Raw genomic sequence first — 23,434 nt, 5'->3', positions numbered from 1 at the left:
GACGATCTGCGGGTGGAGGCGGTGAAGCACCGGCGGGCTGACGCCGGTGCACCTGCGGGAGGCGGCCGAGTCGGTCCTCGCCACCCCTGAGGGACGCCGCTACTGGGAGCGAGGCCAAGAGGTCCGTGCGGGGGTTGCCGAGGGGGCGACGCGGCAGTTGATCTGGCATCGGGCCTTCCGCCCTCGTCGTTGCCTGGAACGATGCGGACGGCCTGACCAGGGCCGCAGTCGAGGAACACCCCCAACGAAGCGGGCGCGGTAGTGCGCCGTCCCGGCTGGTTCCCCCGGGGTCAGGACTCACCGTTGGTCGCGCGGTGTGTCAGCAGGTAGGGCATGCGGTCGCCGAGCCGCAGGGTCCATCGGCCGTTATGGAGCATGGTGACCAACTCGCCCGCATCGACTCCACGGGGTGTGGGACCGGCGCTGACGTTCCCGAGGACCACCTCATAGGCGAGGCGGATCACCCAGTAGCGCAGCAACAGCCCCTCCATGCCGGCGCCCGTCCCGGTGTCGAGCATCGTGTGCAGTGCGGCGAGCGCATCGGTCGAGGCGTGGTCAGCGGGGAGGCCGACGTCCTTCACCAGGCGTTGGACGCTGTCGAGCGCGCCCTCGTCGAGACGCTGATAGACCGGTTCCAGTGGCACCGCGGCCAGAGCCTCACCGTCGAGGGAGTCAAGCCCGCCTTCGCGGGCCGTGGCGTACAGCGCGACGGCAATCAGGGCGGTCACGGCACCGTACTGCTGCGCGGTCGGTTCCGTGTTCGGCGCGGGTTGGTCGCGCCGCCACACCTCGGGCCGTGCGGTGCGGTGCCAGTCAGTGAGGGCGGTCGCCCACCAGTGGCATCCGGCGAAGAGGTCGTCGCCGAAGGGCGGCGGCTGGGCGGTCATCGAGTTCCTCCAGTGTGTTGGCGGCAGTCGGGATGCCGCAGACGGTCAGCTGCTCGTAGCCGTCCACAGGGCGTACTGCTCGCGCACGTATGCGCGGGCATCTGGCCGTTCGGCTCCGTGGTGCGGTGCCGTGCTCGGCTCGCGGTGTTCCTGATCGTGCCGCAGCAGTGCCTCGGCCTGCTCGGCCCGTTCCACGGGCTGGTCGTCAGCAACTCCCGTACCAGCGCGAGATGCTGAGACAGGCAGGGCGCACCGGGGTAAGCGGGATGATGATAGTCGTCATCGGAGATGGGGCCCGGTGTGTCTTCCGTAAATAATCTCCATATAGCCGGCCCCAGGCCGGTAACCCAAGCGGAGAGCGCGGTCGCGATCACCGGGGCGACGACGAGCGTGCCCTAGAATTTCTTGCTGCGGTACGAGGATGCATCGTCGGCAGGCTGGGGAGCGTCGCCGCCGTCCTGGCTTCCTGGACGCGTCGGCCTGGTTGCCCTGTCGCTACGCGCGGCAGCGGCGTTACCCGAGGTGCGCGCCCGAACGCGGCCACTACGCGATGGAGTGGCCAGCCCGTCGCTGTCTTGGGACGCGCTGGAACGCGGCGCCCCCTGCGCCCGGCTGTCGGGTTCTCCATGGCTCCGGCCGCCATCTCCTGACTGAGGGCCGACCCCGGTCGAGTCTGCCGCCACGTCCCCTCACCGCCTTGGGCTTCCGCTGAATAGACCCACCAAAGTACCCAGCCTAGAGGGGAGTTGACGGGACCCTCACGGCCTACGTCCGGGTGTCGCCCAGCTGGATCTCGTTCAAGGTCTGCATGACCGATGCCCGGTAACAGCGAAGTTGGACCATCTGCCATCGGATTCGGACCGCTGACAGCTAGCGTCGGGACATGGTCGAAACTCACCGGGCGTTCTACGACCAGTCCGTGCGCGTAGAGGGCTTCCAGTACGCCGTCCGATGCCAGGACTGCACCTGGACCCAGGTCGTGGACGAGGATCTGCACGAGGCCGCTGTCGAGGCACTGCTCGACTGGCACGCTGCGACCCCGGAGCACCATGTCGATCACCTGTCCGGGCCACGACCGGGACAGCGCCTTGCCGTGTCGCCGTATGCGGAGTGGTTCGACAACGAGGGGCTCCTGGCGGTGAAGGACACACGGACGGGCGGCTACAGCCTGGCCTACAACCAGGAGTGCCTGGCGGTCTTCCGCTCGGTCACGGATGACGGAACGCTCGAAAGTGCCATCACGGCCACTTCCCGAAGCCTGAAGGTCCACCGCACACAGGCCCGTTCCGAAGTCGAGCACACGACTCTCTCCCTGTACCGCAAGGGGTTGCTGAGGCCAGCGGCCCCCACGAGCTGACGAGACGGGTAGTCCAACCTCGTTGTCACTGGGCAACCGACGCGATGCACACGGCCACCACAGGCGGAAATCGACGCCGGAAGCATCGGTGAACCGGCTCGTCACTACGGCTGCCGTCTGCCATCGTCAGCTCAACGCACCGTTGCCGTAACCCAGTTCCGCAGTCATCCGTGCGCAGCGCTGGGGGCGCCGCCGCCCGCCAGGGATGGATGCGAGGGCGGGTTCGGTCCGACCTGTGTGTTTGCTCGGGGTGTCAGACCCAGACGTAATTGTCGTCAGTGACGGCCGGCAATGCGGCGCCGGAGACCGTGGCGTGCGGGGAGGACAGCGCGGCCAGGGCCGGGCCGATCGGCGGGAAGATCGGCAGCTCGGCGGTCTTGCGGTAGTCGACCCATTCGATGATGCCGACCTCGTGGGAGCCGTCGGGCAGCTCGTCGTGCTCCTCGGCGGCCAGGCGTGCGCGGACGGCCTTGGTGATGTGCAGGCGATAGATCAGGTGCAGCTTGCGGGGCGGCGGGGTGGGCCCGGGGCGGGAGACCATCTGGTCGACCACCCACAGCAGTTCCGGCCCTCTGGCCCGGTCAGGGTCGAGGTCGAGTTCTTCGGCCAGTTCGCGCCGCAGCGCATCGAGCAGGTCCTCGCCATGCTCGACGTTGCCGCCAGGCGGGGTGTAGTGGATCGAGTCGGGGCGGTTGCGGCGGATCAGGGCGACGTCGTCGCCACAGAACACCAGCGCACCGGTGCGGATCTTGATGCGGGAAAACGGGGCGGGGGCGGCGTCGGGGGCACTCGTCATGGCGGCCAGTATTACGGCCGGGAGGCCGGCGCCGGGCGGGCTTTGCCGCAGGTTCACCCGGATCCCGACGACGACCTCCCCCTTCTCGCTCCGGGTCAGGCCGCGGCGGCCAGCCCCGGCAGGGCGTGCGCGGCCCGTCCAGCTGTCAGGTCGACGTGCTCGGTGCGCTTCACCATCGGCCATCACCCCTACACCCGCTGGCGTCCGGCCAACATCCTGTCCGAGTGCACCGCCCCGGACGACCAGCTGCTGCGCGTGGAGCGGCTCACCATCGAATACCGCTACGCCGCCGAGCAAACGCTCTACGGCACACGGCTCCCTGCGCAATGGTGGACCTACGCCGCTCACGCCCCGACCGTACACGCGGACGAGTCCGGCCAGGTCATCGAGCCGCGCCGCGAGCAGACGCTGTACACGCTGGGCTCGAAAGACCTTCCCGCATGGGTGGCATCGCTGCAGCGGACCCACCTGCCTGCCCCGGACGAGCTGCCGCCACCGCCCGCGACCGCCCGCTCCTGACCACAGTGTGCCTCCTCGGGCGCGATACCGGGCGGCGGCCCGGCGCCCGGCGGCGCTGTTGCGCCGGACGGGCACTCAGCTCAGGGGCGTCCGCACGGTGACGCCGGCGCCCGTGATCGTCACCCGGTGTGTCACGCCAGCATGCCAGCGGTAAAGCGAGACAGGCGGCGCGGGTCGGACCGTTCGCAGTAGGCGCTGCTGGTGACGGGAAGGTTGCCCTCGACGGCCACCGCAGCGCCGATGGGCACTCCGGCGTACGCGAGGGCGTTGCGTACGCGCCGGACCTCCAGCTGATGATGGGCCGTGGTGTGTCCCTCGGCGCACACGAAAGTGACCGCGGGGCCGTCCACCCGCAGCACCCCGCCCTCGCACCCGGCACAGGTATCGCATTTGACCGGTCGGATGGCACTGGCAGTGACGATCTGGACGTAGCGCCCGACGAGGATGGTCAGGGCTCCGAGCGAGGGCAGCGGCACCGGCGTCTGCCGGATGACGGCTTCGTCCAGGGGGCTGATCACGTCGCGCAGCCCGCGCACGGCCGCCCACAGCACCGGGGGGTGTCCCGGTACGTCGCCCATCGGCTCGCCCGGCGCCTCCAGCCAGGTGCTCAGGTCCCTCCACAGGGTGTCCAGCGGGCCGGGACTGTCACCCGCGCCCAGGACGCCGGCGGTCACTCCCGCCGCCTCGATCCGCCGGCTCAGCTCCTCCGGTTCCCCGCGCTGGGCACGCAGGTTCTCCACCGTGGCGGCCAGGGGGATGGACTGCGGGGGCAGCTCACGCTCGACCGACAGCGTGAGCAGAATGAAGGAGAGTGCCCCGATGTTGCCGGGGCGCTCATCCCAGGTGGGTGCAAGAAGCTGGGCGGCGCGTGCCACGGCGGCCCGCCACACGTCCGGCGCCGTGGTGGGCAGCAGGTAGGCCATCTCGTCCGGCAGCGTCCGTGAAGGCAGGACACCCGTCATGCGGTGACTCCAAGCAGGTCGGCGGAAAGGTCAACGAGGCGCGGGGCTCTGCGGGTTCGCCGACCGGTCGAAGCTACCGCGTGAACGCGCGCCCGCGCTGTGCTTCATGGCCACAACCGTGCCCAGCACCATGCCCTCCGACACCTCCGACCTCCCGGCCCCGGCAGAAGACCGATCGAGCTGTCACCCCGGCCATACGCGGGCTAGGTTCGCAGGCGGCGGTAGCCATGGTGACGCGAACGCCCAAACCGTTCGGCCCGTGGAGACCGCTGACCTGATCATCCCTGGCTCGCACTCCACACTCGTCTACGAGCTTCGCCTCTGATCCCGCTGCCGGATACCGCACACAGCTGGACGGCTCGTCGCCGGCATCCGGCGGCGCCGGACGCGCCAACCCGATGGAGAGTCGAGCCTAGCCGTACAGGCGGTGACCGGAGACGGGCCGGACATCGTGGGGTCGAAGCGCTCACCCCCGGCCCACGCTGCTGGTGCGCTGGCCCAGGGTGACCGGGACCGGAGTTCCGGTCGTCGGGGAGGGCCGGTAGACGACGCCGTAGTCGCGGGCAAAGCAGTTGGCCTCGGCCTCCGAGTTGCTCAGCCGGTGCAGGTAGAGCGCGTAGGCGACCGAGGTGATCTGCTCCTGGGTCAGGCACAGCCGCCAGCGGTTGTCGGTGCGGCTGAACGGCGCGGTGCGCACTCGCTCGGCGAGCCCCTCGGCCGGCCCCGTGGCCAGGTCACGGGCGAGACGGACGAAGACCCGTACCGCGTCCATCTGGGCCGGGCGCAACTCCACGAGCTGTTCTCCGGGCCCGGGTTCGGGCTCACCGAAGGTCTGCGGCGGGCCGGCATGCGCGTAGGCGTGCACGTCACGGCCGCTGGAGGTCAGCCGCGCTGCCCAGCGCACGGGCCGGGACAAGCGCGCGGACAGTTCCGCGCGGATCTCTCGGTCCGCCAGTTCCACCAGCCCCTCGCTCACCAGCGCCTCCACACGCTGCTGGTCCTGTACGGGCACACCGTCCACAACCCAAGCCTCGCGCGCGGCCTGCTCGTGCTCCCACAGCATGTCCAGCAGGGCGATCCGCTTCTCGGAGTGCCTCAAGACGTCCCCCTGTTCGGTCTCGATCGGCGGCGGGCGAGTCCATCGTCTCTGGCCATGGCTTGTGTTGCGCTGTTTCCCCTTCGCCGTCACTCGGCGATCGGCACGCCAGCCAGCGACGGCAGCAACGCTGCCGGCCATAGCTCCACCGAACCTGGAGGACGAGGGCCGTCGTCGGCCGGACCGTGGTCTGCACGCTGTCCGGGCCGCGTGGGAGCATGCGGCAGGAAGACAGCGTGAACTCGTCGGCTTGAGGAAGGCGCGGCATGACAGGGCAGTGGGGTCTGGCGGTCACCAGGGCGCAGCAACTGGCGTCCGCCGCCTTGACCGTCACCGACAACAACTGGGAGTACACCGGCACCCGCAACGTGCTGGCCATCGCCCTTGCGGCACTGGGCCGCCAGAGGGCGGGCGGCGTGGAGGCGGTGACACTCGGATCGCTGCTGTGGCATCTCTCGCGCCTGAACGGCGGTGTCCGGGAACTCGCCACCCCCTTGGTCGGCGCGGACCTTGCCCTCTCCACGGACACGGATCCCGCCACGGTGGACGACGACAGCGATCCGCTGATCGCCACCTGGCTGTGGCTGACCCGCACCTGGCCCGCCGACCCCCACTCCCCTCTCTCGAAGCAGAGGTGGGACGGCATGACACGCGGCCTCGCACGCGGTTCCGCGGAACCGGCCGTCGTGGTCTGCCGCGGCCTGGCCGTGGACGCCGTCTGCCACGCCCTGGAGGAAGAACTGCACCGTCCCCTGCCGACCGGCACCCACGTGCAGGGCGTCGGCGGGGAGTTCGACGGCGTAACCGGCTCCGTGATCGCCCCGGCCTGGTACTTCGACGACGAACGCCGAGACCTGTCCGGCGGTCCCCTGCCGCACGGCTACGAGATCCAGCTGGCCCCGCCCACCGCCGACAACACAGTGAACGTCATCTGGCGCAGCGCGGCACTGCAGGTCGTCCTGGACGAAGAGGCATGGGAGGAGACCCACCGCAGCGCCTACGGTCTGGACGCCTGGACACGGGCCGAGCGCCAGGCATGGGTCCTGACCCAACGGCACATCGGCTACCACGCGGACGACCTCGACCTGTACGCCTCCGGCACCGCCTCCACCCCCGAGGCCATCAGCGAGCGCGAGGACACGTGGCTGCCCGCCAACCGGATCCTGGCGCTGGCCGTGTGGCGCGCGGCACGCCACGAGGGGCTGCTGGTCGACGACGTGGACCTGGCCCGGCCGCTGTGGTGGCTGGGCGGGGCCCTGCACGAGCGCCTGTTCGCCGACCCGCTGCCCGCCTGGGACCCCGCTCCCGTCACCGGCTCCTGGCAGGAGCTACGGGAACGCGAAGACGAACTCCTGGAGGCTGCCCGGGGCATCGCGACCTGGCATCAGCTCCGCGACCTGCACGACAACCGCCCACTACGCGACACCCAGGACGCCACCAGCCTTGAGCCCCCACTGGTGCTGCTGGGCGACCGCTGCCGGGACCTCACGTCCGGACCGTTCCGTGACGGGCAGCCGCCACGATGGCAGCCCGCCGTCGCGTATGCCACCAAAGCCGTCGCCGAGGCGATCCACCAACTGCACACCGGAGAGTGGGCACCCCAGGCCCAGGCCCGGCAGGCCGCGGCCGAACTGCTGCCCACGCTCCAGGCGCTACCCGACACTCCCGAGCTGCCCGGCCACGTCCAGGGGCCGGCCTGGATCCAGCGGGCCCTGCGGATCGGACACCTCCGCGCCACTCTCCGAACTGTCCAGGAACACCACAAGGGCGAGGCCGAACTCGACGTCCACCCCGCACAGCCCCTCGGCCTGGCGATCGGCCTGGTCTGGAACGCCCTGGACGACAGCAACCCGGCCTTGTCCGGCCTGGAAGCGGTGTGGGCACAGCGGCAACACGACGTGGCCCGGTGGGAACGTACCCACCTTCCCCTCGCGCTGCGCGCGTACATCCGTGCCCTGGAAGAGCTCGCCTCCACCCTGGGTACCCTGTGCCTCGACTTGAACACCGGCCATTCCGGCCACTAAGGGTCTGTCCGGCGGGTCATGGCCGGAGCCAGAGTCACCCAGTCGGCGGAGGTCGCGCGGTCGGGAGTCAAGTCGACCATGCGGACGCGATACTTGAAGGCATGAACGGCGACGATCATTGGCGCAGGCAGGGCGGTCGGCTCCTTTTCGCGGGCGGCCCACAGGGCCGTATCCGCCTGACCGTCGACAATGCAGTGCGTCCGGACGGTGCCGTTGTGGAGTACCCGCATGTCGCTGCGCCGGACTCGGTCCGGGTTCTCGCCGTCTATCGGGGGCGGGTGGCCATGGTCACCCAGCACCACTACCTCCACGGCACTATCACGGATCTGCCGGGGGGCCTCGTCGACGAGGGCGAGCAACCCGTGGACGCCGCTCGCCGCGAACTCGCCGAGGAGACCGGCCTGTACGCCACATGGCTCTTCTCACTCGGTGCGGTGGCAACCGCTCGGGCCACCAGCACCGAGCGCGCCCATCTCTATCTGGCGCACGGCTGCACTCCGGGCCCGACCTCGCAGGACGCAGGCGAATCCGTACGGGCGCACTGGTCCTCGTGGCACGAACTGAACGAGCCTGATGCCACTGCCTTGCAGGCGGTCATGCCCTTCCCGCTGGGCGACGCGGCGTCGCTCGCCGCTGTGCAGCGCAACGGCGTGGCCCTGCGGGCGGTCGGCGGGGCGCTCCCGGCGCGCCGTGAGGACCTGCCGACCGCAGCCTGGGCGGCCTACACGGTGGCTGCGCTGCGTGACCCGATCGCTGAGGACCGGCTGAGCCTGGTCTGACTGGACCTCGCGGTGGGCCGCTTTGCCGAGGGCGCGGCGATCCTGGCAGAACTGGAAGCAGCCCACGAGGGGCCCGACAACGAGCGGGCCTGGGAGCATGCCGCTCATCGCTTGTGGTCCCTCGCCCAGGAGTTGTGACCACAACCCGTCGGCGAGGATGCACTCGTCGCCCGAACGCCCCGGACAATAGGCGGAGTTGAACGGCCCCGCCCGGATGCACCCGCGCCACGGTGAGCACTACGGTGGAGGGACCACGACAACGATAGTGGGGGCTAGGACAGTTGGACGACGGATACCGCGAGGCGGAGCCCCTTGAAGGCGAGCCAGCCGCACCCTTTGGGGAGACCGAGTGGCACTTCGCTGCTCCGCGCCTGATCCTCGTCGAATGGCGTGACGCCCACGCCGACTGGCACAACAGGGTCATGTCCGACGAGTTGTTCGCGCCGTCCAACTCCTACCTGCCTCACCGAGGGGTCGAGGCGCTCGCCTGCCCGTGCGGCAACTACCGGGAGCTCACCGTCATCGGGACCTGGGGCGGACCGCTGAGCCTGGAGTGCCCCTGCCCGAGTCCATTCCGCGCCTCCTCTTCCAAGCCCTGGGCCGTGAACCTGCTCAAGCGGCTCATCCTGTGGCGCGCCGACGCCACCTCGGAACTGCGCCACCTCGACGATCTCATCATCGAGCAGCACACGGCCCACCAGATCTACCGGGACCGGGTCACCGACCTCGTCGACAACAGCGCCGCCACCAGCACGGAACACGACCTGCGGGCCCTGATCCACGCGCCCGTCCCGGACAGCCACCTGCTGCCCCTGGCCCGCGCGGTAACGCGACGCGAAGAGCGGGAAACCCGCGACATGCGGCTGCGGCGGGCGCTAAGGGAGGTACGCCTGACACCGGAGAGCGAACGCCCCCGCTACGCCGGCGGCCCCCTCATCTGCTACCTGATCCGCGCGATGACCGCGCTCGCCGACTCAGATGACCGCGACCTGATGTTCACGGACGAGGGCCGCCGCCTCATGGACACCATCGACCGTGTGACTGCGGATGTCCTGGCGCAGGATCCGGGTTCGGCCACGGCTTCCTGATACGGCCAGGACGTCTGTCTGACGGACGGTCCAGCCTAGTGCTGGGTTCCTCAAACGGTATACGTATATCGGCGCCGTAGTTGGCGGGTTGGTGGTGCGGGTCTGCCCCAGATCCAGGGGGTTGCACAGGAGTTGAGCTGGCTGGTTGCGAGGGCGGTGGCGTATGCGATGTCGTCGCGGTTGGCGAACGACCGGCCGGCGAGGGCAGTTTTGCGGAAGATGCGCCACCAGCCTTCTTGCAGGTTGAGCCAGCAGGCGCCGACGGGGATGAAGGCGTGGCGGATACGGGGATGGTCCTCGAGCCAGGTCCGGGTGGACAGGCTGTTGTGGGAGGACAGGTTGTCGGTGACGATCCAGATTTCGCCGGTCGGGTTGGCGTCCTCGAGCTGTTGCAGGAACTGCTGGTAGAAGACGCTGTTGCGGGAGGACGCGGTCATCGTGACGGCCTGGCCGTCGGCGGGGCGCAGGCCGCCGTAGACCCAGGTCTTGTCCGGTCCGCGGCTGTAGTCGACTTCGGACTTGATCCGGCGCCCGTCGGGTGACCAGGCAGGTGCGGGCGGGAAGGCCCGTGGGATCACCGGCCCCAGCTCGTCGGCGCAGATCACCGTCGCGTCGTCGGGCGGGCGGGTGTAGAGGCCGATGATCCGTGTCCTTTTGGGACGAAGTCTGGATCCTTCGAACGCGTCCAGGACCGGGTGCGGCGCCAGCGCACGCCCTCGGCGAGCAGAATGCGCCGGACCTGTGAGCGGCTCACTTCGATCCCTTCGGCCCGCGCTGCCGCGGCCAGGGAATCCAGGGTCCACTCGGCCGGCCCGGACTCGTCGAAGGCCCACAACTCTCCGACGGGCTCCCACCGCAGCCGCCCCGGCGGCACGGTCTTGACCAGCGCAATGATTCTCGACCGCTCCTCCTCGGTGATCCGCCGCTTGCGGCCCTGCCCGCCCAGATCGTCCAGCCCTGGCAGACCCGAGTGGTTGAAGCGGTGCAGCCAGCAGCGGACCGTCTTCTGGTTGCAGCCCAGCTCCTCAGCGATGGCCGGCACGCGTAACCCCGACCAGCTCAGCTCAATCATCCGGGCCCGCATCACGGCATCCCGCGGGGCCTTCCGTGCCCGGGACAGCCGGTGAACGATCCTGCGTTCGTCCTCATCACGCCCCGGCCGAGCTCGTAAAACCACCGTCCAGCACCCGCCCCCGAGCACCATCAACTACCCCGCCACCAGGACATATACCCACCGAAAGAGGAACCCAGCACTAGTGCTGGGTTCCTCAAACGGTATACGTATATCGGCGCCGTAGTTGGCGGGTTGGTGGTGCGGGTCTGCCCCAGATCCAGGGGGTCGCACAGGAGTTGAGCTGGCTGGTTGCGAGGGCGGTGGCGTATGCGATGTCGTCGCGGTTGGCGAACGACCGGCCGGCGAGGGCAGTTTTGCGGAAGATGCGCCACCAGCCTTCTTGCAGGTTGAGCCAGCAGGCGCCGACGGGGATGAAGGCGTGGCGGATACGGGGATGGTCCTCGAGCCAGGTCCGGGTGGACAGGCTGTTGTGGGAGGACAGGTTGTCGGTGACGATCCAGATTTCGCCGGTCGGGTTGGCGTCCTCGAGCTGTTGCAGGAACTGCTGGTAGAAGACGCTGTTGCGGGAGGACGCGGTCATCGTGACGGCCTGGCCGTCGGCGGGGCGCAGGCCGCCGTAGACCCAGGTCTTGTCCGGTCCGCGGCTGTAGTCGACTTCGGACTTGATCCGGCGCCCGTCGGGTGACCAGGCAGGTGCGGGCGGGAAGGCCCGTGGGATCACCGGCCCCAGCTCGTCGGCGCAGATCACCGTCGCGTCGTCGGGCGGGCGGGTGTAGAGGCCGATGATCCGTGTCCTTTTGGGACGAAGTCTGGATCCTTCGAACGCGTCCAGGACCGGGTGCGGCGCCAGCGCACGCCCTCGGCGAGCAGAATGCGCCGGACCTGTGAGCGGCTCACTTCGATCCCTTCGGCCCGCGCTGCCGCGGCCAGGGAATCCAGGGTCCACTCGGCCGGCCCGGACTCGTCGAAGGCCCACAACTCTCCGACGGGCTCCCACCGCAGCCGCCCCGGCGGCACGGTCTTGACCAGCGCAATGATTCTCGACCGCTCCTCCTCGGTGATCCGCCGCTTGCGGCCCTGCCCGCCCAGATCGTCCAGCCCTGGCAGACCCGAGTGGTTGAAGCGGTGCAGCCAGCAGCGGACCGTCTTCTGGTTGCAGCCCAGCTCCTCAGCGATGGCCGGCACGCGTAACCCCGACCAGCTCAGCTCAATCATCCGGGCCCGCATCACGGCATCCCGCGGGGCCTTCCGTGCCCGGGACAGCCGGTGAACGATCCTGCGTTCGTCCTCATCACGCCCCGGCCGAGCTCGTAAAACCACCGTCCAGCACCCGCCCCCGAGCACCATCAACTACCCCGCCACCAGGACATATACCCACCGAAAGAGGAACCCAGCACTAGTAGTGCTTCGTTAGCTCTGCCGATCTTGCCTGGTCAGCGGCATGCTGGTGAGTGTGAAGCTCGGGGAGGTGGAACGGCTCCGGGGTGAGTTATCGGAGTTCGTTGCTGATGTGTTTGGTTCGCTGCCGCGGCGGGATCAGCGGCGGTGGGGCGAGTGTTATCTGCGGGGGCTGATGGTGGACGGCCGGCGCAAGTCGATCCAGCCGATGGCCGATCGGCTGCCGGACGGGAACATGCAGGCCCTGCAGCAGTTCGTGAACCAGTCCCCGTGGGATCCGCTGCCGGTCCGGCGGCGGATCGCCCGGCGGCTGTCGGAGGCGATCGTGCCTGAGGTGTGGGTGATCGACGATGTGTCGTTCCCCAAGTGCGGCCAAGCGTCGGTCGGGGTGTCCCGCCAGTACTGCGGAGCGGTCGGGAAACGGGCGAACTGCCAGGTCGCAGTCAGCGTCCATGCCGCCACCGACACCGCATCGTGTCCGCTGGACTGGCAGTTGTATCTGCCCCGGGAATGGGCGGACGAGCCGGACCGGTGCCGTAGGGCCGGAATCCCGGAGAGCGTCGGCCATCAGGAGAAGTGGCGCCTCGCGCTCGGCCTGCTCGACACACTCGCAGAGTGGGAGTTGAAGGCCCCGGTTGTGGTCGCTGATGCCGGCTATGGCGTCAGCACCCCGTTCCGCATCGCCCTGGAGGAACGGGGGCTGCGCTATGTGCTGGCGCTGACCGGGAAGGAGGTCGCCCACCCAGAGGCGGCCGAGCCGCACCGGCCTGCCTATGGCGGCCTGGGACCGCCGACCCTGCCGCGCTACCGAACCCCGCCACAAGCTCTGTCCGTCCACGCGGGCGAAGCCACCACCGCGGCATTCACCGAGGTCACCTGGCGGCAGGGCAGCAGAGGACCCATGGCCTCACGGTTCACCGTCCTGACCGTGCGACCGGCCGGCAAGCAGGCTCTGGCTGCCGCTCAGACAGCAGGCGGCGGCCACTACCACTGGGATGGCGTTCTACCCCCACGCACGGTGCTCGTGGAATGGCCCGCAGACCAGCAGGTCCCGACCGGCTACTGGATATCGAACCTGCCCGTCACCACACCGGTTGAGGACTTGGTGCGATGGGCCAAGATGCGCTGGCGCATCGAGCACGACTACCGCGAACTCAAACACGGCCTGGGCCTGGACCACTTCGAAGGCCGCACCTGGCGCGGCTGGCACCACCATGTCACCCTCGTCACCGCCGCCCAGGCCTTCCTCACCATCCGGCGGCTCGACCCAAAAGCACACACGCCGGCCTGACCCTCTACCAAGTCCTCGACGTCCTCCAGGACCTGCTGAGGTGCTGGACCGGCACCTGCACCACCTGCGGCCGCCCCCTCACCACACGCAGAAGCAGAGCCAGAACCTAACGAAGCACTACTAGTGCTGGATTCCTCAAATGGTGTACACATATCGGCGCCGTAGTAAGCGAGTTGGCGGGGTCGGCCTGCCCCAGATCCAGGGATTGGCACGGGAGTTGAGCTGGGCGGTGGCCAGGGCTGTGGCCTGGTCGATGTCGTCGCGGTTGGCGAATGACCGGCCGGCGAGGGCTGTCTTGCGGAAGATGCGCCACCATCCTTCCTGCAGGTTGAGCCAGCACGCGCCGACGGGAATGAAGGCGTGGTGGATGCGGGGATGGTCCTCCAGCCAGGTCCGCGTGGACAGGCTGTTGTGGGAGGACAGGTTGTCGGTGACGATCCAGATCTCCCCGGTCGGGTTGGCGTCCTCGACCTGTTGCAGGAACTGCTGGTAGAAGACGCTGTTGCGGGAGGACGCGGTCATGGTGATCTGCTGGCCGTCCCGGACACGTAAGGCTCCGTAGACCCACATTTTCTCCGGTCCGCGGCTGTAGTCGAGTTCCGCTTTGATCCGGTGTCCGTCCGGTGACCAGGCAGGTGCGGGCGGAAACGTCCGCGGGATCACCGGCCCCAGCTCGTCGGCGCAGATCACCGTCGCACCGTCGGGCGGCTGGGTGCAGAGGCCGATGATCCGTGTCCTTTTGGGACGAAGTCCGCATCCTTCGACCGCGTCCAGGACCGGGTGCGGCGCCAGCGCACACCCTCGGCGAGCAGGATACGCCGGACCTGTGAGCGACCCACCTCGATCCCCTCGGCCCGGGCTGCCGCGGCCAGGGAATCCAGGGTCCACTCGGCCGGCCCGGACTCGTCGAAGGCCCACAGCTCCCCGACGGGCTCCCACCGCAGTCGCCCCGGCGGCACGGTCTTCACCAAGGAGATGATCCTGGAGCGTTCCTCCTCGGTGATCCGTCGCTTGCGGCCCTGGCCGCCCAGATCATCCAGCCCTTGCAGGCCTGAGCGGTTGAAGCGGTGCAGCCAGCACCGCACTGTTTTCTGGCTGCAGCCCAGCTCAACAGCGATCGCCGGCACTCGCAGCCCCGACCAGCTCAGCTCGATCATCCGGGCCCGCATCACCAGATCACGCGGAGCCTTCCGCGCCCGCGACAACCGGCGAACGACTCTCCGTTCGTCCTCATCACGCGTCGGCCGTGCTCGTAGAACCATCGCCCAGCACCCGCCCCCGAGCACCATCAACTACCCCGCCACCAGGCCATATACCCAGCGAAAGAGGAATCCAGCACTAGGGCCTGTCCGGCGGATCATGTTGTAGGAGCCATGACGACGATGGTTCTGCCGATCGGGTGATGGCTTCGCCGGGGCTCCTGCGCCGCCACAGAGCGGCTGGTTTTTTGCAACGCTGGGTCATGTCCGTGTGGATCCTTTCCGAGAGAGCACGGGCAGTGACGGGAGCCTCATGGCAGGGGGCTCCCGTCCACACTCTGCTCCGGAGGCTCACGGCCGGAGCCAGAGCCGGATGGCGGCGAGGGTGAGGGTGCCGTGAAAGATGTAGGCCCTCTTGTCGTATCTCGTCGCGACGGCCCGGGAGTTCTTGAGCGCTAAGATCGTTCGCTCAACCTCGTTCCTCCGTTTGTAGATCGTCGCGTCGAAGCCGGTGGGCCGGCCGCCCTTGCTGCCGCGGCGCTGTCGGTTGGCCCGCTGGTTCTTCGGCTCGGGGATGGTGTGCTTGATCTGGCGTCGTCGCAGGTAACGGCGGTTGCGGCGGGATGAATACGCCTTGTCTCCGCCGAGGTGTTCCGGCCGCGTGCGGGGGCGTCCGCCGCTCAGTCGGCCGACGCGGATGCGTTCCATGACCGGGATGAGCTGCGGGGCGTCGCCCCACTGCCCCGGGGTGATCAACAGAGTCAGAGGGCGGCGTCCGCCCTCACCGGCGAGATGGATTTTGCAGGTCAGGCCGCCCCGGGAGCGTCCGAGCCCCTCGTCGGGGCGGTGCTGCCGGGGCGTGCGTCTTTTCCCGGCAGCCGCGGGGGTTTTCTGCGTGCTCCGGCGGCGTGTTGGTGGGCCCGGCAGGAGGTGGAGTCCACGCTCACCATCGACCAGTCGATGCGGCCTTCCGCATCGGCGCCGGCCAGGACGGCCGCGGAGATTCTGTCCCATGTGCCATCCGCCGACCAGCGCCTACGGCGTTCGTACACCGTCTTCCACTTGCCGAAACGCGCAGGCAGATCCCGCCACAGCACCCCGGTGCGCTGCCGGAACAGAATCCCATTGATCACCCGGCGGTGGCTCTCCCAACGGCCGCCCCGCTGCCCGGACTTCGGCAGATGTGCCTTGAGTCGGACCCACTCGTCACTCGTCAGATCTCCCCGCCCCATGCTCATGCCAACGACCCGAGACCGCAACAGTCACAAGATCCGCCGGACAGGCCCTAGCGAGGCGTGCGCGTCACGGAGACCTCGCTGCCCGGCCGTGCCCTTCCGGCACCTGAACTACCAGCCCCAGCAGCAGGACACGAGACTGATCACGCCACTTCGTAGCGCGTGAAGAATCCGGCCTCGACCTCTGTGATCCGTTTCCTGGACCGCGGCAGGTCCGTATCCGAGGTCGCCGATCTGCTGGAGTGTCATCCGGTCACGGTCCGCGCCGAGGTCCACCGCTTCACGGCCGGTGGGATCGAGGCACTGCCCGATGCCTCTCGCCCGAGCCTTCCGGCAAAGCTTCCGGGGCCAGACGACCGGACCGCGTTGAGTTGGCCGAGCTGCTCGGGGTCCCCGCCGGGACGGGGATGACGTGGAGTGCTCCGGCCATGTGCGACTGGCTGCGGGTCGAGCACGGGGGCGAGATCTCCGTGGACTGGCTGGGCAGCACGAGCCGCCGCCGGAACACAACATCGGCCGCCACCGTAGCGGTGACGGCTTCCTCACCCGAAGGCACGAAGCAGCGTCGCGAGCCGTTCCGCCACGTCGAGCAGAACGCGATCTGCGTATGGCCGGCCAATGATCTGGACGCCAATGGGCAGCCCCTGGGTGGTCGTGGCCAGTGGTACGACCAGGGCGGGGAGACCGATGTGGCTGGCGAGGTTGGTCCAGCCGGTCTGGTCGAAGAAGTTCCGCTCCTGGCCGTCGACCGTAAGGGTGCGGCTGCCTGCCGGGATCGCGGGTGTTGGTGCGGCAGGTGTGACGAGCACGTCGTGTTCCGTGAGGAACCGCTGCCAGTCCGATCGGAGTCTGGCGCGTTCTTCGTTCGCGCGCAGCCAGTTGCGGTGGGTTTGGGTCCGGTGGCGGAGGAAGGTCGCGCGGGGACTGGTGTCGTCGTCCTGCAGCTGGCGTACAGCGGTGAGTTCGGCAGCAGCGGTTTTGTCATCGGCCGTGGCCGTCGCTGTGGCATGCAGGAGTTGTTCTTGGGCGGCGACCGGCGGTCCGCCCGATATGCCCGCAAGGTCGCCCGGCTCGGCGACCTCCTGCAGCCGGACAATCCCCGTGCAGTGGACTGGACCACGCTGGGTGTCATCCTCCAAGCCGTACAACCGATCCGGTAGCCAAGGCGTGGGACTCCAGGTACGGCAGGGAGGACTGAAAGGCCGGCTCCGTCACCGACTGCCTCGACCGGCGGGCCGCCCCACTGCGGACGCAGGGAGCTCAGCGTCTCCGCGTGATCCTCGCGCATCCCGGATCACGGATGTTCGGTGTCCAGGGCTGCGCGCGCGGCGGCCTGGAACGCCTTGTCCAGCGGTTGCTTGGCCTTGGCCACGGCCTGGAACCGGACGTCGGACTCCTCAAGGCGCCCGTGACCGGCTGTGTGAGCGCCGGTCAACCAGTCCATAGTGGCATTCTGAATGTCGGACATGGCCGTACGCAGGGCGTCGGCAGCGTGCGCCACGGCGCTCGGCCCGGTCACCGTGACCGCTGCCGCGGCGGTGCTGAACGCCGCCCAGGCGTCATGGACTTCACGAAAGGCGGATCGCCATTGGTCGGGCGTACTGTCCTGCGCCCACAGGCACTCCGCCATCCTCCATTGGGCGGCGGACAGCTGTTTCGTGGTGGAGATGTAGTCCGTGTACGCCTCGCGCCGAATGTCAGCACGCCAACGGCGTTCGTCGTCCCGGCGCTGGCTGCGTTGCGCGAGCGCAGTGAGCCAGCTGCCGCTCACCCCGCCGAGCGCGCCGATGGCCGCGCCGATGACTGCTGCTGTCGCCCCGTCCATGACAGGGAAGTACAGCGCAGGACACGGCAGTTGCACCAGCACGTCGTCAGCCGGGTGAGCCGGCGCGGGCCGGGGCGCCTGGTGGACAACGATCCCACCACCGCCATCACAGCAGTTCTCATCGATGCCTACCGGCGATGAGCCAAAACGCCCGACGGCCCTGCGGTCAGGGAACTGAGCCTAGCCGTGATCCGCTATCTCGCGATGTCGACGAAGGCCACGGAGGACGAGATTCTGCAACTCTTCGCCATGCTCCGAGACGCAGCCCTCACCAACAGCTGAGCGTCACGTCACCTGCGACGCCGCGCCAACGCCAGCCTCAAGATTCCGCCGACACCAAGGGCTGTGCATGATCGACCTGCGCCGCATGCCGCCGCTCGTACGGCAACAGGGGGTGGGCAGCTCACGCGGCACGTTCAGCCGACGCAGGGCGGGGAAGTACGGCCAGCCCCATGCTCCGCTCGATCGTGATCTCGATGACCACCCGCTCGGGGTCCGGGGCCGGTGTCCGTCCGTACCGGTCGGCGTAGCGCGCCACGGCATCGTCGACCGCTGCGGCGTCAGTGAGCACCTCGGCCGTTCCTTCCAGGGTGGCCCAGCGTCCTCCGTCGACCTGGCAGACGGCCACGCGGGCTTCGCCGGGGCGAAACGCCTGAATGTTGGCGACCTTCTTACTTGATTTGCGCGTGATAACCCGAGCGACTCCAGCGTCGGCATCAACGGTGACTCCGACGGGCACCACATGCGGACTTCCATCGGGCCGAAGAGTGGTCAGCGTGCACAGATGGTATTCACTCCAGAACGCAGAGCGTTCAGGCGTCTGGCTGAATTTCTCGCTAGGCATGCCCGGGATCGTAACGCGGAGCCTCGCCCGGATTGACACAGAAGTGACCGCTCCCACACAAGCACCCACACCCAAAGGTGCCGACACTATGCGGCTTTAAGTTAGACATGTCCCCATTGACCTCTCGCGGAATATCTCAAACCGGTAACGGAAGTGTGCACGCAGCCATGCGGGCGCGACCAAAACGACCACAAGTGAATCACCAGTTCAGAGCCATGATCAAAGCTGAGGAATGAACGATTTAGCAGGTTTTATCGGGAGTGGTGACCGCCTCCCGTGGCTCCTTTAGATGTCAATTTCCGGCCTTGATCTCACGCGAGCTTCACGTAAGGTCCGTGACTGTTCCCGCGAGCCTCACCGAAGGGCGTCGGCCGGGCCGGTCACTCGTTCGCGCTAGTGATCGCGCGCGGTCCCAGAAGGGGTCGAGCGCTTGCTCGCGTTCAATCGCTGAGGCCGGCATGCGCCCGTCGGTCGGTGATGGTCTCAGCGTCCATGATCACCTTCATGTGCGCCGTCGCGGGACCCGAACATCGTTGACCCGTGGTGGCTGGCGCCCGGCTCCGAGCAAGAGCCCCGTACGGCCGGTACGAAGGGATTGCCCAATGTCTCCGGGAGAAAGTCGTCGCGACGCTCCGGAATCTCCGGTGCCTGCACGGGAGCGAGCGGGCCGCCGACGGTTGGGGCGGTGGCGTCGCGCCGAGAGGCGGACCGTGGAGCGCGACCTCCACCGTCGACTGCGGCAAGAGCTGCGCAACCTCCGCATCCATCCACCTCTAGACCTGGAGGAACTGGTCCGGGCGCTCAGCGAGAGGCGTGGACGCCCGATCGTCCTGCGCCCCTTCCCGCTGGAGAAGCCGGGACCCTCGGGGCTGTGGATCGATATGCCGGATATAGACGTGATCCTGTACCAGCAGGAGACGACCCGGCTCCACCAGCGGCAGATCATCCTCCACGAGATCCTCCACATCCTCGTCGACGAGTGGGAGGAGGACCAAGGCAAGGAGTCGCCGGAGGAATCCCCGGACGACTTCGTCGAGGGCTGGGCGACCCTCATACCCGTACTCGATCCCAAGCTGATCCGGCGGGTCGCCCGCCGCTGCTCGTACGAGGAAGAGGAGGAGTGCTCGGTCGAGCTCGCGGCCACGATCATCCTGGAGTGGTCCTCGGTGCTCGACGAACTCCCCCCGCTGTCGGAAGACCCGGAGGTACGTCGGGTGCAGTCCGCCCTGGGCGACCGGCGAGGGTGGCTGTAGTCCGTGACCGAGATACTCCTGCTGATCATCGCGGCTGCTGTCATATGGCGGCTATACCTGTGGTCACGCGCCCCGCACGACGCTCCCACCCGGTCGGTCGCCCTGTCCCTGCTGAGCGCGGGCCTGTCGTATCCGGTGGCCATGCCGGGGGGCGCCACCGGCATCGACACCGTGGCCGGGCACGGCGCAGCGAAAGTGGCCCAAAACGTTCTGCTGCTGGGGACGGTCTACTTCCTGATGTGCTTCTACCTGTACTCGGCGGACGGGCAAGCGGCGCGGCGTCGCGCCCGGTGGGAAGGCGTCGTCGTGGCCATGGTCGCGGTGGCGATCATCCTGGCGGCTGTGAGCGTGCCGCACGAGGCGCTCGCCGGCTCGTTCAGCACGGCGGATATGACGATCTCCCAGGTCGCCTTCTTCTACGCCGGCGCCGGCCTGTATCTGATGTACGCGCTCGGTGCTGCCGGATGGTGGTCCGCCCGATATGCCCGCATGTCCCGGCGTCCTCACGCTACGGGGCTGTGGATGACCGCGATCGGACTGGGGGCGATGGCGGTGGCCTGCGCCGTCCGCGCGGTCTTCGTCGCCGTCCGGTGGAGCGGGGGGTCCGTGCCGCACCGGCTCACGGCGAGCGTGGCGGTCGGGCTAGTGGTGTCGAGTCTGCTCTTCGTCGCGGGCATCACCTATTCGGGGGTTCGCGCCAGGATCACGGCGACGCGGCTGTGGCTGCGCCGGCGGCGAGATCACCGTCGGCTGACCCCGTTGTGGCAGCTGCTGATCGAGGTCTACCCCGAGAATGAGTTGCGCCCTGCTTCCCGCGGGCTCTGGGACCGGTGGCGGGCGCGTGGCGTGCACCGCCGCTACCACCGGCGGATAGTGGAATGCCGGGACGGACTGGTCGACATCAGCCCCTACCTGGTGCGCGGCGAGGACGGCACCAACCTGCTGGACCTTGAGCCGACTCAGCTGGCCCGGCGCCTACGATCCGCCGTGACCATGATCAAGAACGGCGACCCGGCGCCGGGGCAGGCAGTCGCCCTGGCGGTGCCGCAGGAAGACGACCGGAACGCGGATGTCCGCCAGCTCATCGCGGTGTCGGAAGCGCTCGGGCTGACCGCGTGACCGTGGAAGAACGAGGGAGACGAGACGAGATGCTGATCACCGCCCGCCGGGTCCTGACCGGCTCCGGGACGTACCTGCAAGACGGCGCTGTCCTCGTCGAGGGCGACTCGATCACCGAAGTCGGGCCGCGCACGCAGCTCGCTGACCGCGCCGACGGGACGCACCTGGCGTTTCCCGACGCGACGGTGGTGCCCGGACTGATCGACGCGCATGTGCATCTCGCGTTCGACGGCGGCGGCGAGCCTGTGGCCGCCCTCGCCGAGTCGAGCGACGAGCGACTGCTTCAGGACATGCGCCGGCGCGCGGAGCAGCTCCTGTTCAGCGGTGTGACGACGGTCCGAGACCTGGGCGACCGAGGCGGCCTGGCCTTCCGCCTCGACGATGAGATCAGCCGGGGCGGCACTCCCGGCCCTCGTATCGTGGCCGCGGGCACACCGGCGACTCCGCCCGGAGGCCACTGCTATTTCCTGGGCGGTGAGGTCTCCGGCGCGGCCGAGGTTCGTGATCTCGTGCGGCGCAACCTCGCGGCGGGCGCTGGCGTGATCAAGGCGATGGTGACCGGTGGCGGCCTGACCAAGGACGGTCCGAAGAGCTGGCAGAGCCAGTTCTCCACGGAGGAACTCCAGGCCCTGGTGGACGAGGCGCATCAGGCTGGCGTGCCGGTGGCCGCGCACGCTCACGGAGCGGACGGTATCGCCGCGGCCGTAGACGCCGGCGTGGACACCATCGAGCACTGCACCTGGATGACGAGTGACGGTTTCGATCTTCGTCGGGACGTCTTGAAGAAGATCATCGACCAGGGCATCGTGGTCTGTCCGGCCGTGAGTCCGCACTGGGAGATGCTGCCTCGCTTCTTCGGCGAGGAGCGGGCGGCAGCCATGTTCGCTCTGGTCCGGGAGATGGCCGAGGCCGGCGCCAAGCTCGTTGCCGGAACGGACGCCGGCGTGCAGCGAGCCGGGTTCGACGGGCTCGTGCCAGCACTCGCTTTCTACAAGCATCTGGGCCTGCCCAACAGCAGGATCCTCGACATGGCCACCGCGGACGCGGCCGGAGCCCTGGGGCTGGGCGAGAAGACGGGCCGGATCGCGCCCGGACTCCTCGCGGACCTGCTGGTCGTCGACGGAGATCCGCTGGATGACCTCGGGGCCCTCCGCCAGATCCGTATGGTGATCGCGGCAGGACGAGTGCACGAGCCGGGCTCGTCGACAGAGAAGAAGCAGTAGCCACGCCACCGGCCCGCAGCTGCGGGCCGGGTTACTTGCCGGTTTCCGCTTCCTTCTCCTCCAGCTCCGCCACCAGCTCGTTGACCAGCGCCATCGCCTTAGGCGGCAGGCCCCGCGAGCCCAGGCCGCGGGCCCTCACCCGGCCCACGGCGCCCTTCTTCGCGGCGGCCAGCAGCTGCAGCCCCTCATAGACCTGGGCGGCCACGGCCTCGTCCGGCTCGAAGTACATCCGAGACACGCCGACCACGGTGGCCAGCGCGTCCAGGACCGCGGGCGGCGCCGTGTCCGTGACACCGGTCCGCAGATCGGCGAAGCCCGCCTCGGTGATGATCGCCGCCCCGGCATGGGCATTCACGTCGGCCGCCATCTCGGCGTCCGAGGGGGGTCCCTGTGGACCGGGATACGAGCGCTGCAGAATCAGCGTGATCTTCTCGGCGAGGGATCCCGGCGGTCCGTTGAACTCCGCAGCAGCTTCCTGGGCCCCCGGCTCTGCCGCCGTGCCGTTCTTTCTCGCCTCTGCGGCGGCCATGGAACGGTCCTCGGCCCGGCGCAGCTCCGCTTCACTGACGCCGTACTTCGCTGCCAGGGGTGGGACGTACTTGTCCTTGAGCAGGCGGTCACCGCGCTCGGCCCCCGCGACCGGGCCGGCGCTGTTGGTTCCGATCACCTCGGCCGTTTCGTACTGGTAGATGCCGGCATCGCAGCGCAGGTCAGCCAGGTCGGGCAGGCCGGTACGGGGAAACAGCTCGTCCAGGTCGCCTCTGAGCGCCGCCGCGTATGCGGGTAGCTTCTCCGGATCGGGCGAGGAGTGGCCGGCCTCCCAGTTCGCTACCGCGGAGTCGGACACGCCCAGCTCTGCCGCCACCTCGCTCTGGAGGATGTCGGCAGCTCGCCGTACCGCGCGAGCACGGTGTCGGTCGAAGTGACGGGCAGGCATCAGACCTCGCTTTTTTCTGCAAGTTGAAGCGAATGCATCTTGTTGACTTTTGCTTCGGCTGGGAATAGCTTCAGCGTAGCGAAAACAGGGTGCCTTCGCATACAGCTGGCCCTCTGGCTTCGGCCTCCCCACGAGCCCCTCCTGGCTGCGGTGAGGCCCGCACCTCGCGCGAGAGGTCCCCTCTTCGCGACGGCGCGGCGTGCTCCACCTGCGTGCCCGGGGCCAGTAGTGCCCCCGCCCCGCAGCGGGCAGCCCGTTCTCCCCCTCCCCGTCAGGAAGTCCGAGCCATGCCGCAGCACCTCTTAAGCCGAGCGGCCAGCCCGCTCGGGGCGTGCGCCATGTGACTCCCGGCGATCGTGGCTCCTTCGCTTCGCTCCGCCTCCTCGGCCCGCCCTCAGCGCCGCCGCGACAAGTTGTAGAGGATTCAAGAGCTAAGTCTGGATGTCGTGGCAGGTCACACGTATGTTGCTGGTCCCCCGCGGGGCACCGGCCACGCGACCTGCACGAGAGGAGAAGCGTTGCAACGC

Annotated in this window: 27 protein-coding genes; 11 read left to right on the top strand and 16 right to left on the bottom strand. The window is 68.8% G+C overall.

The annotated features are described in order from the left end of the window. Window positions 1-290: 290 nt before the first annotated feature. Both QQY66_RS34350 and QQY66_RS34345 read right to left on the bottom strand, forming a co-directional pair. Window positions 291-887, bottom strand: a complete 597-nt coding sequence (locus QQY66_RS34350) for a hypothetical protein (protein ID WP_301984207.1) — start codon at window positions 885-887, stop codon at window positions 291-293. Window positions 888-932: 45 nt separating this feature from the next. After that, window positions 933-1,082 (bottom strand): hypothetical protein, encoded by a 150-nt coding sequence (locus tag QQY66_RS34345; RefSeq protein WP_301984206.1) that lies wholly within the window; start codon window positions 1,080-1,082, stop codon window positions 933-935. 688 nt (window positions 1,083-1,770) lie between these two features. Here QQY66_RS34345 and QQY66_RS34340 point away from each other — a divergent pair. After that, the gene (locus tag QQY66_RS34340; protein WP_301984205.1) at window positions 1,771-2,244 is read left to right on the top strand and encodes a hypothetical protein; all 474 of its coding nucleotides are present in this window, start codon (window positions 1,771-1,773) and stop codon (window positions 2,242-2,244) included. 253 nt (window positions 2,245-2,497) lie between these two features. Here the strand turns inward: QQY66_RS34340 and QQY66_RS34335 are convergent, their stop codons facing one another. Beyond that, window positions 2,498-3,040: an NUDIX hydrolase gene (locus QQY66_RS34335; RefSeq protein WP_301984204.1), complete on the bottom strand. Its 543-nt coding sequence runs from the start codon at window positions 3,038-3,040 to the stop codon at window positions 2,498-2,500. A gap of 162 nt (window positions 3,041-3,202) precedes the next feature. On the opposite strand from QQY66_RS34335, the gene QQY66_RS34330 reads away from it, so the two are divergent. After that, the gene (locus tag QQY66_RS34330; RefSeq protein ID WP_301984203.1) at window positions 3,203-3,559 is read left to right on the top strand and encodes a hypothetical protein; all 357 of its coding nucleotides are present in this window, start codon (window positions 3,203-3,205) and stop codon (window positions 3,557-3,559) included. A 131-nt stretch (window positions 3,560-3,690) separates the two neighbouring features. Here QQY66_RS34330 and QQY66_RS34325 read toward each other — a convergent pair whose 3' ends face one another. Both QQY66_RS34325 and QQY66_RS34320 read right to left on the bottom strand, forming a co-directional pair. Then, the gene (locus QQY66_RS34325) at window positions 3,691-4,521 is read right to left on the bottom strand and encodes a hypothetical protein (protein ID WP_301984202.1); all 831 of its coding nucleotides are present in this window, start codon (window positions 4,519-4,521) and stop codon (window positions 3,691-3,693) included. 466 nt (window positions 4,522-4,987) lie between these two features. Next, entirely contained in the window at window positions 4,988-5,620 is a 633-nt protein-coding gene (locus QQY66_RS34320) for a DUF6417 family protein (RefSeq protein WP_301984201.1), read from the bottom strand. A gap of 263 nt (window positions 5,621-5,883) precedes the next feature. Between QQY66_RS34320 and QQY66_RS34315 the strand changes: the two genes are divergently transcribed. From QQY66_RS34315 to QQY66_RS34300, 4 genes are all read left to right on the top strand, one after another. Beyond that, window positions 5,884-7,641 carry a hypothetical protein gene (locus tag QQY66_RS34315; protein ID WP_301984200.1) on the top strand — a complete coding sequence of 586 codons (1,758 nt, stop codon included), beginning with the start codon at window positions 5,884-5,886 and terminating at the stop codon, window positions 7,639-7,641. 101 nt (window positions 7,642-7,742) lie between these two features. Next, the gene (locus tag QQY66_RS34310) at window positions 7,743-8,420 is read left to right on the top strand and encodes an NUDIX hydrolase (protein WP_301984198.1); all 678 of its coding nucleotides are present in this window, start codon (window positions 7,743-7,745) and stop codon (window positions 8,418-8,420) included. 12 nt (window positions 8,421-8,432) lie between these two features. Continuing rightward, a complete protein-coding gene (locus QQY66_RS34305) occupies window positions 8,433-8,558 on the top strand; it encodes a hypothetical protein (protein ID WP_301984197.1) in 126 nt (41 codons plus the stop codon). Window positions 8,559-8,842: 284 nt separating this feature from the next. Next, window positions 8,843-9,508 (top strand): hypothetical protein, encoded by a 666-nt coding sequence (locus tag QQY66_RS34300; protein WP_301984196.1) that lies wholly within the window; start codon window positions 8,843-8,845, stop codon window positions 9,506-9,508. 50 nt (window positions 9,509-9,558) lie between these two features. Here the strand turns inward: QQY66_RS34300 and QQY66_RS34295 are convergent, their stop codons facing one another. The 4 genes from QQY66_RS34295 to QQY66_RS34280 all read right to left on the bottom strand — a co-directional run bounded on the left by QQY66_RS34295 (window position 9,559) and on the right by QQY66_RS34280 (window position 11,810). Continuing rightward, window positions 9,559-10,113 carry a transposase gene (locus tag QQY66_RS34295; RefSeq protein WP_301984195.1) on the bottom strand — a complete coding sequence of 185 codons (555 nt, stop codon included), beginning with the start codon at window positions 10,111-10,113 and terminating at the stop codon, window positions 9,559-9,561. Continuing rightward, window positions 10,110-10,592, bottom strand: a complete 483-nt coding sequence (locus tag QQY66_RS34290; RefSeq protein ID WP_301984194.1) for a helix-turn-helix domain-containing protein — start codon at window positions 10,590-10,592, stop codon at window positions 10,110-10,112. Before QQY66_RS34290 ends, QQY66_RS34295 begins: the two co-directional genes overlap by 4 nt. A gap of 184 nt (window positions 10,593-10,776) precedes the next feature. After that, window positions 10,777-11,331, bottom strand: a complete 555-nt coding sequence (locus QQY66_RS34285; RefSeq protein ID WP_301984195.1) for a transposase — start codon at window positions 11,329-11,331, stop codon at window positions 10,777-10,779. Then, window positions 11,328-11,810 (bottom strand): helix-turn-helix domain-containing protein, encoded by a 483-nt coding sequence (locus tag QQY66_RS34280; protein ID WP_301984194.1) that lies wholly within the window; start codon window positions 11,808-11,810, stop codon window positions 11,328-11,330. Before QQY66_RS34280 ends, QQY66_RS34285 begins: the two co-directional genes overlap by 4 nt. A gap of 226 nt (window positions 11,811-12,036) precedes the next feature. Here QQY66_RS34280 and QQY66_RS34275 point away from each other — a divergent pair, with 226 nt between their 5' ends. Continuing rightward, window positions 12,037-13,272: an IS701 family transposase gene (locus tag QQY66_RS34275; RefSeq protein WP_301984193.1), complete on the top strand. Its 1,236-nt coding sequence runs from the start codon at window positions 12,037-12,039 to the stop codon at window positions 13,270-13,272. A gap of 135 nt (window positions 13,273-13,407) precedes the next feature. Here QQY66_RS34275 and QQY66_RS34270 read toward each other — a convergent pair whose 3' ends face one another. From QQY66_RS34270 to QQY66_RS34260, 3 genes are all read right to left on the bottom strand, one after another. After that, entirely contained in the window at window positions 13,408-13,962 is a 555-nt protein-coding gene (locus QQY66_RS34270) for a transposase (RefSeq protein ID WP_301984191.1), read from the bottom strand. Beyond that, window positions 13,959-14,534: a helix-turn-helix domain-containing protein gene (locus QQY66_RS34265; RefSeq protein WP_301984190.1), complete on the bottom strand. Its 576-nt coding sequence runs from the start codon at window positions 14,532-14,534 to the stop codon at window positions 13,959-13,961. Before QQY66_RS34265 ends, QQY66_RS34270 begins: the two co-directional genes overlap by 4 nt. A 288-nt stretch (window positions 14,535-14,822) precedes the next feature. After that, window positions 14,823-15,703, bottom strand: a protein-coding gene (locus QQY66_RS34260) for an IS5 family transposase (protein WP_301987592.1) whose coding sequence is annotated in 2 segments (ribosomal slippage) — window positions 14,823-15,340 and window positions 15,340-15,703 — 882 coding nt in all. Because the reading frame shifts where the segments join, the coding sequence is not laid out codon by codon here. Between the two features lie 165 nt (window positions 15,704-15,868). Here QQY66_RS34260 and QQY66_RS50530 point away from each other — a divergent pair. Next, entirely contained in the window at window positions 15,869-16,117 is a 249-nt protein-coding gene (locus QQY66_RS50530; RefSeq protein ID WP_367667013.1) for a helix-turn-helix domain-containing protein, read from the top strand. Window positions 16,118-16,248: 131 nt separating this feature from the next. Here the strand turns inward: QQY66_RS50530 and QQY66_RS34255 are convergent, their stop codons facing one another. The 3 genes from QQY66_RS34255 to QQY66_RS34245 form a co-directional block, all read right to left on the bottom strand. Further along, window positions 16,249-16,845 (bottom strand): amidase family protein, encoded by a 597-nt coding sequence (locus QQY66_RS34255; protein WP_301984189.1) that lies wholly within the window; start codon window positions 16,843-16,845, stop codon window positions 16,249-16,251. Window positions 16,846-17,000: 155 nt separating this feature from the next. After that, window positions 17,001-17,573 carry a hypothetical protein gene (locus QQY66_RS34250; RefSeq protein ID WP_301984188.1) on the bottom strand — a complete coding sequence of 191 codons (573 nt, stop codon included), beginning with the start codon at window positions 17,571-17,573 and terminating at the stop codon, window positions 17,001-17,003. Between the two features lie 361 nt (window positions 17,574-17,934). Continuing rightward, on the bottom strand, window positions 17,935-18,375 hold the full coding sequence (locus tag QQY66_RS34245; protein WP_301984187.1) for a pyridoxamine 5'-phosphate oxidase family protein: 441 nt from the start codon (window positions 18,373-18,375) through the stop codon (window positions 17,935-17,937). 710 nt (window positions 18,376-19,085) lie between these two features. Between QQY66_RS34245 and QQY66_RS34240 the strand changes: the two genes are divergently transcribed. Genes QQY66_RS34240 through QQY66_RS34230 form a run of 3 tightly spaced genes read left to right on the top strand, consistent with a single transcriptional unit; the run spans window position 19,086 to window position 21,970 of the window. Further along, entirely contained in the window at window positions 19,086-19,628 is a 543-nt protein-coding gene (locus QQY66_RS34240) for a hypothetical protein (protein ID WP_301984186.1), read from the top strand. Between the two features lie 3 nt (window positions 19,629-19,631). Beyond that, complete coding sequence (locus QQY66_RS34235; protein WP_301984185.1) at window positions 19,632-20,747, top strand: MAB_1171c family putative transporter; 1,116 nt, start codon at window positions 19,632-19,634, stop codon at window positions 20,745-20,747. 29 nt (window positions 20,748-20,776) lie between these two features. Next, a complete protein-coding gene (locus tag QQY66_RS34230; RefSeq protein ID WP_301984183.1) occupies window positions 20,777-21,970 on the top strand; it encodes an amidohydrolase family protein in 1,194 nt (397 codons plus the stop codon). A 31-nt stretch (window positions 21,971-22,001) separates the two neighbouring features. Here the strand turns inward: QQY66_RS34230 and QQY66_RS34225 are convergent, their stop codons facing one another. Then, window positions 22,002-22,907, bottom strand: coding sequence for a helix-turn-helix domain-containing protein (locus QQY66_RS34225; RefSeq protein WP_301984182.1), 906 nt, complete (start codon window positions 22,905-22,907; stop codon window positions 22,002-22,004). Between the last annotated feature and the right edge of the window lie 527 nt (window positions 22,908-23,434).

It is taken from the genome of Streptomyces sp. DG2A-72, from assembly GCF_030499575.1.
In the GTDB taxonomy this organism is placed as follows: domain Bacteria; phylum Actinomycetota; class Actinomycetes; order Streptomycetales; family Streptomycetaceae; genus Streptomyces.
The sequence above is the reverse complement of the archived record's forward strand: the minus strand, read 5'-3'. Positions and strand labels throughout refer to the sequence as shown.

Excerpts from the sequence above, each read along its gene's own strand:
- QQY66_RS34350 (WP_301984207.1), bottom strand. The coding sequence starts at position 887 with ATGACCGCCCAGCCGCCGCCCTTCGGCGACGACCTCTTCGCCGGATGC.
- QQY66_RS34340 (WP_301984205.1), top strand. The coding sequence starts at position 1,771 with ATGGTCGAAACTCACCGGGCGTTCTACGACCAGTCCGTGCGCGTAGAG.
- QQY66_RS34335 (WP_301984204.1), bottom strand. The coding sequence starts at position 3,040 with ATGACGAGTGCCCCCGACGCCGCCCCCGCCCCGTTTTCCCGCATCAAG.
- QQY66_RS34325 (WP_301984202.1), bottom strand. The coding sequence starts at position 4,521 with ATGACGGGTGTCCTGCCTTCACGGACGCTGCCGGACGAGATGGCCTAC.
- QQY66_RS34315 (WP_301984200.1), top strand. The coding sequence starts at position 5,884 with ATGACAGGGCAGTGGGGTCTGGCGGTCACCAGGGCGCAGCAACTGGCG.
- QQY66_RS34310 (WP_301984198.1), top strand. The coding sequence starts at position 7,743 with ATGAACGGCGACGATCATTGGCGCAGGCAGGGCGGTCGGCTCCTTTTC.
- QQY66_RS34300 (WP_301984196.1), top strand. The coding sequence starts at position 8,843 with ATGTCCGACGAGTTGTTCGCGCCGTCCAACTCCTACCTGCCTCACCGA.
- QQY66_RS34290 (WP_301984194.1), bottom strand. The coding sequence starts at position 10,592 with ATGCGGGCCCGGATGATTGAGCTGAGCTGGTCGGGGTTACGCGTGCCG.
- QQY66_RS34280 (WP_301984194.1), bottom strand. The coding sequence starts at position 11,810 with ATGCGGGCCCGGATGATTGAGCTGAGCTGGTCGGGGTTACGCGTGCCG.
- QQY66_RS34265 (WP_301984190.1), bottom strand. The coding sequence starts at position 14,534 with ATGGTTCTACGAGCACGGCCGACGCGTGATGAGGACGAACGGAGAGTC.
- QQY66_RS34245 (WP_301984187.1), bottom strand. The coding sequence starts at position 18,375 with ATGCCTAGCGAGAAATTCAGCCAGACGCCTGAACGCTCTGCGTTCTGG.
- QQY66_RS34230 (WP_301984183.1), top strand. The coding sequence starts at position 20,777 with ATGCTGATCACCGCCCGCCGGGTCCTGACCGGCTCCGGGACGTACCTG.
- QQY66_RS34225 (WP_301984182.1), bottom strand. The coding sequence starts at position 22,907 with ATGCCTGCCCGTCACTTCGACCGACACCGTGCTCGCGCGGTACGGCGA.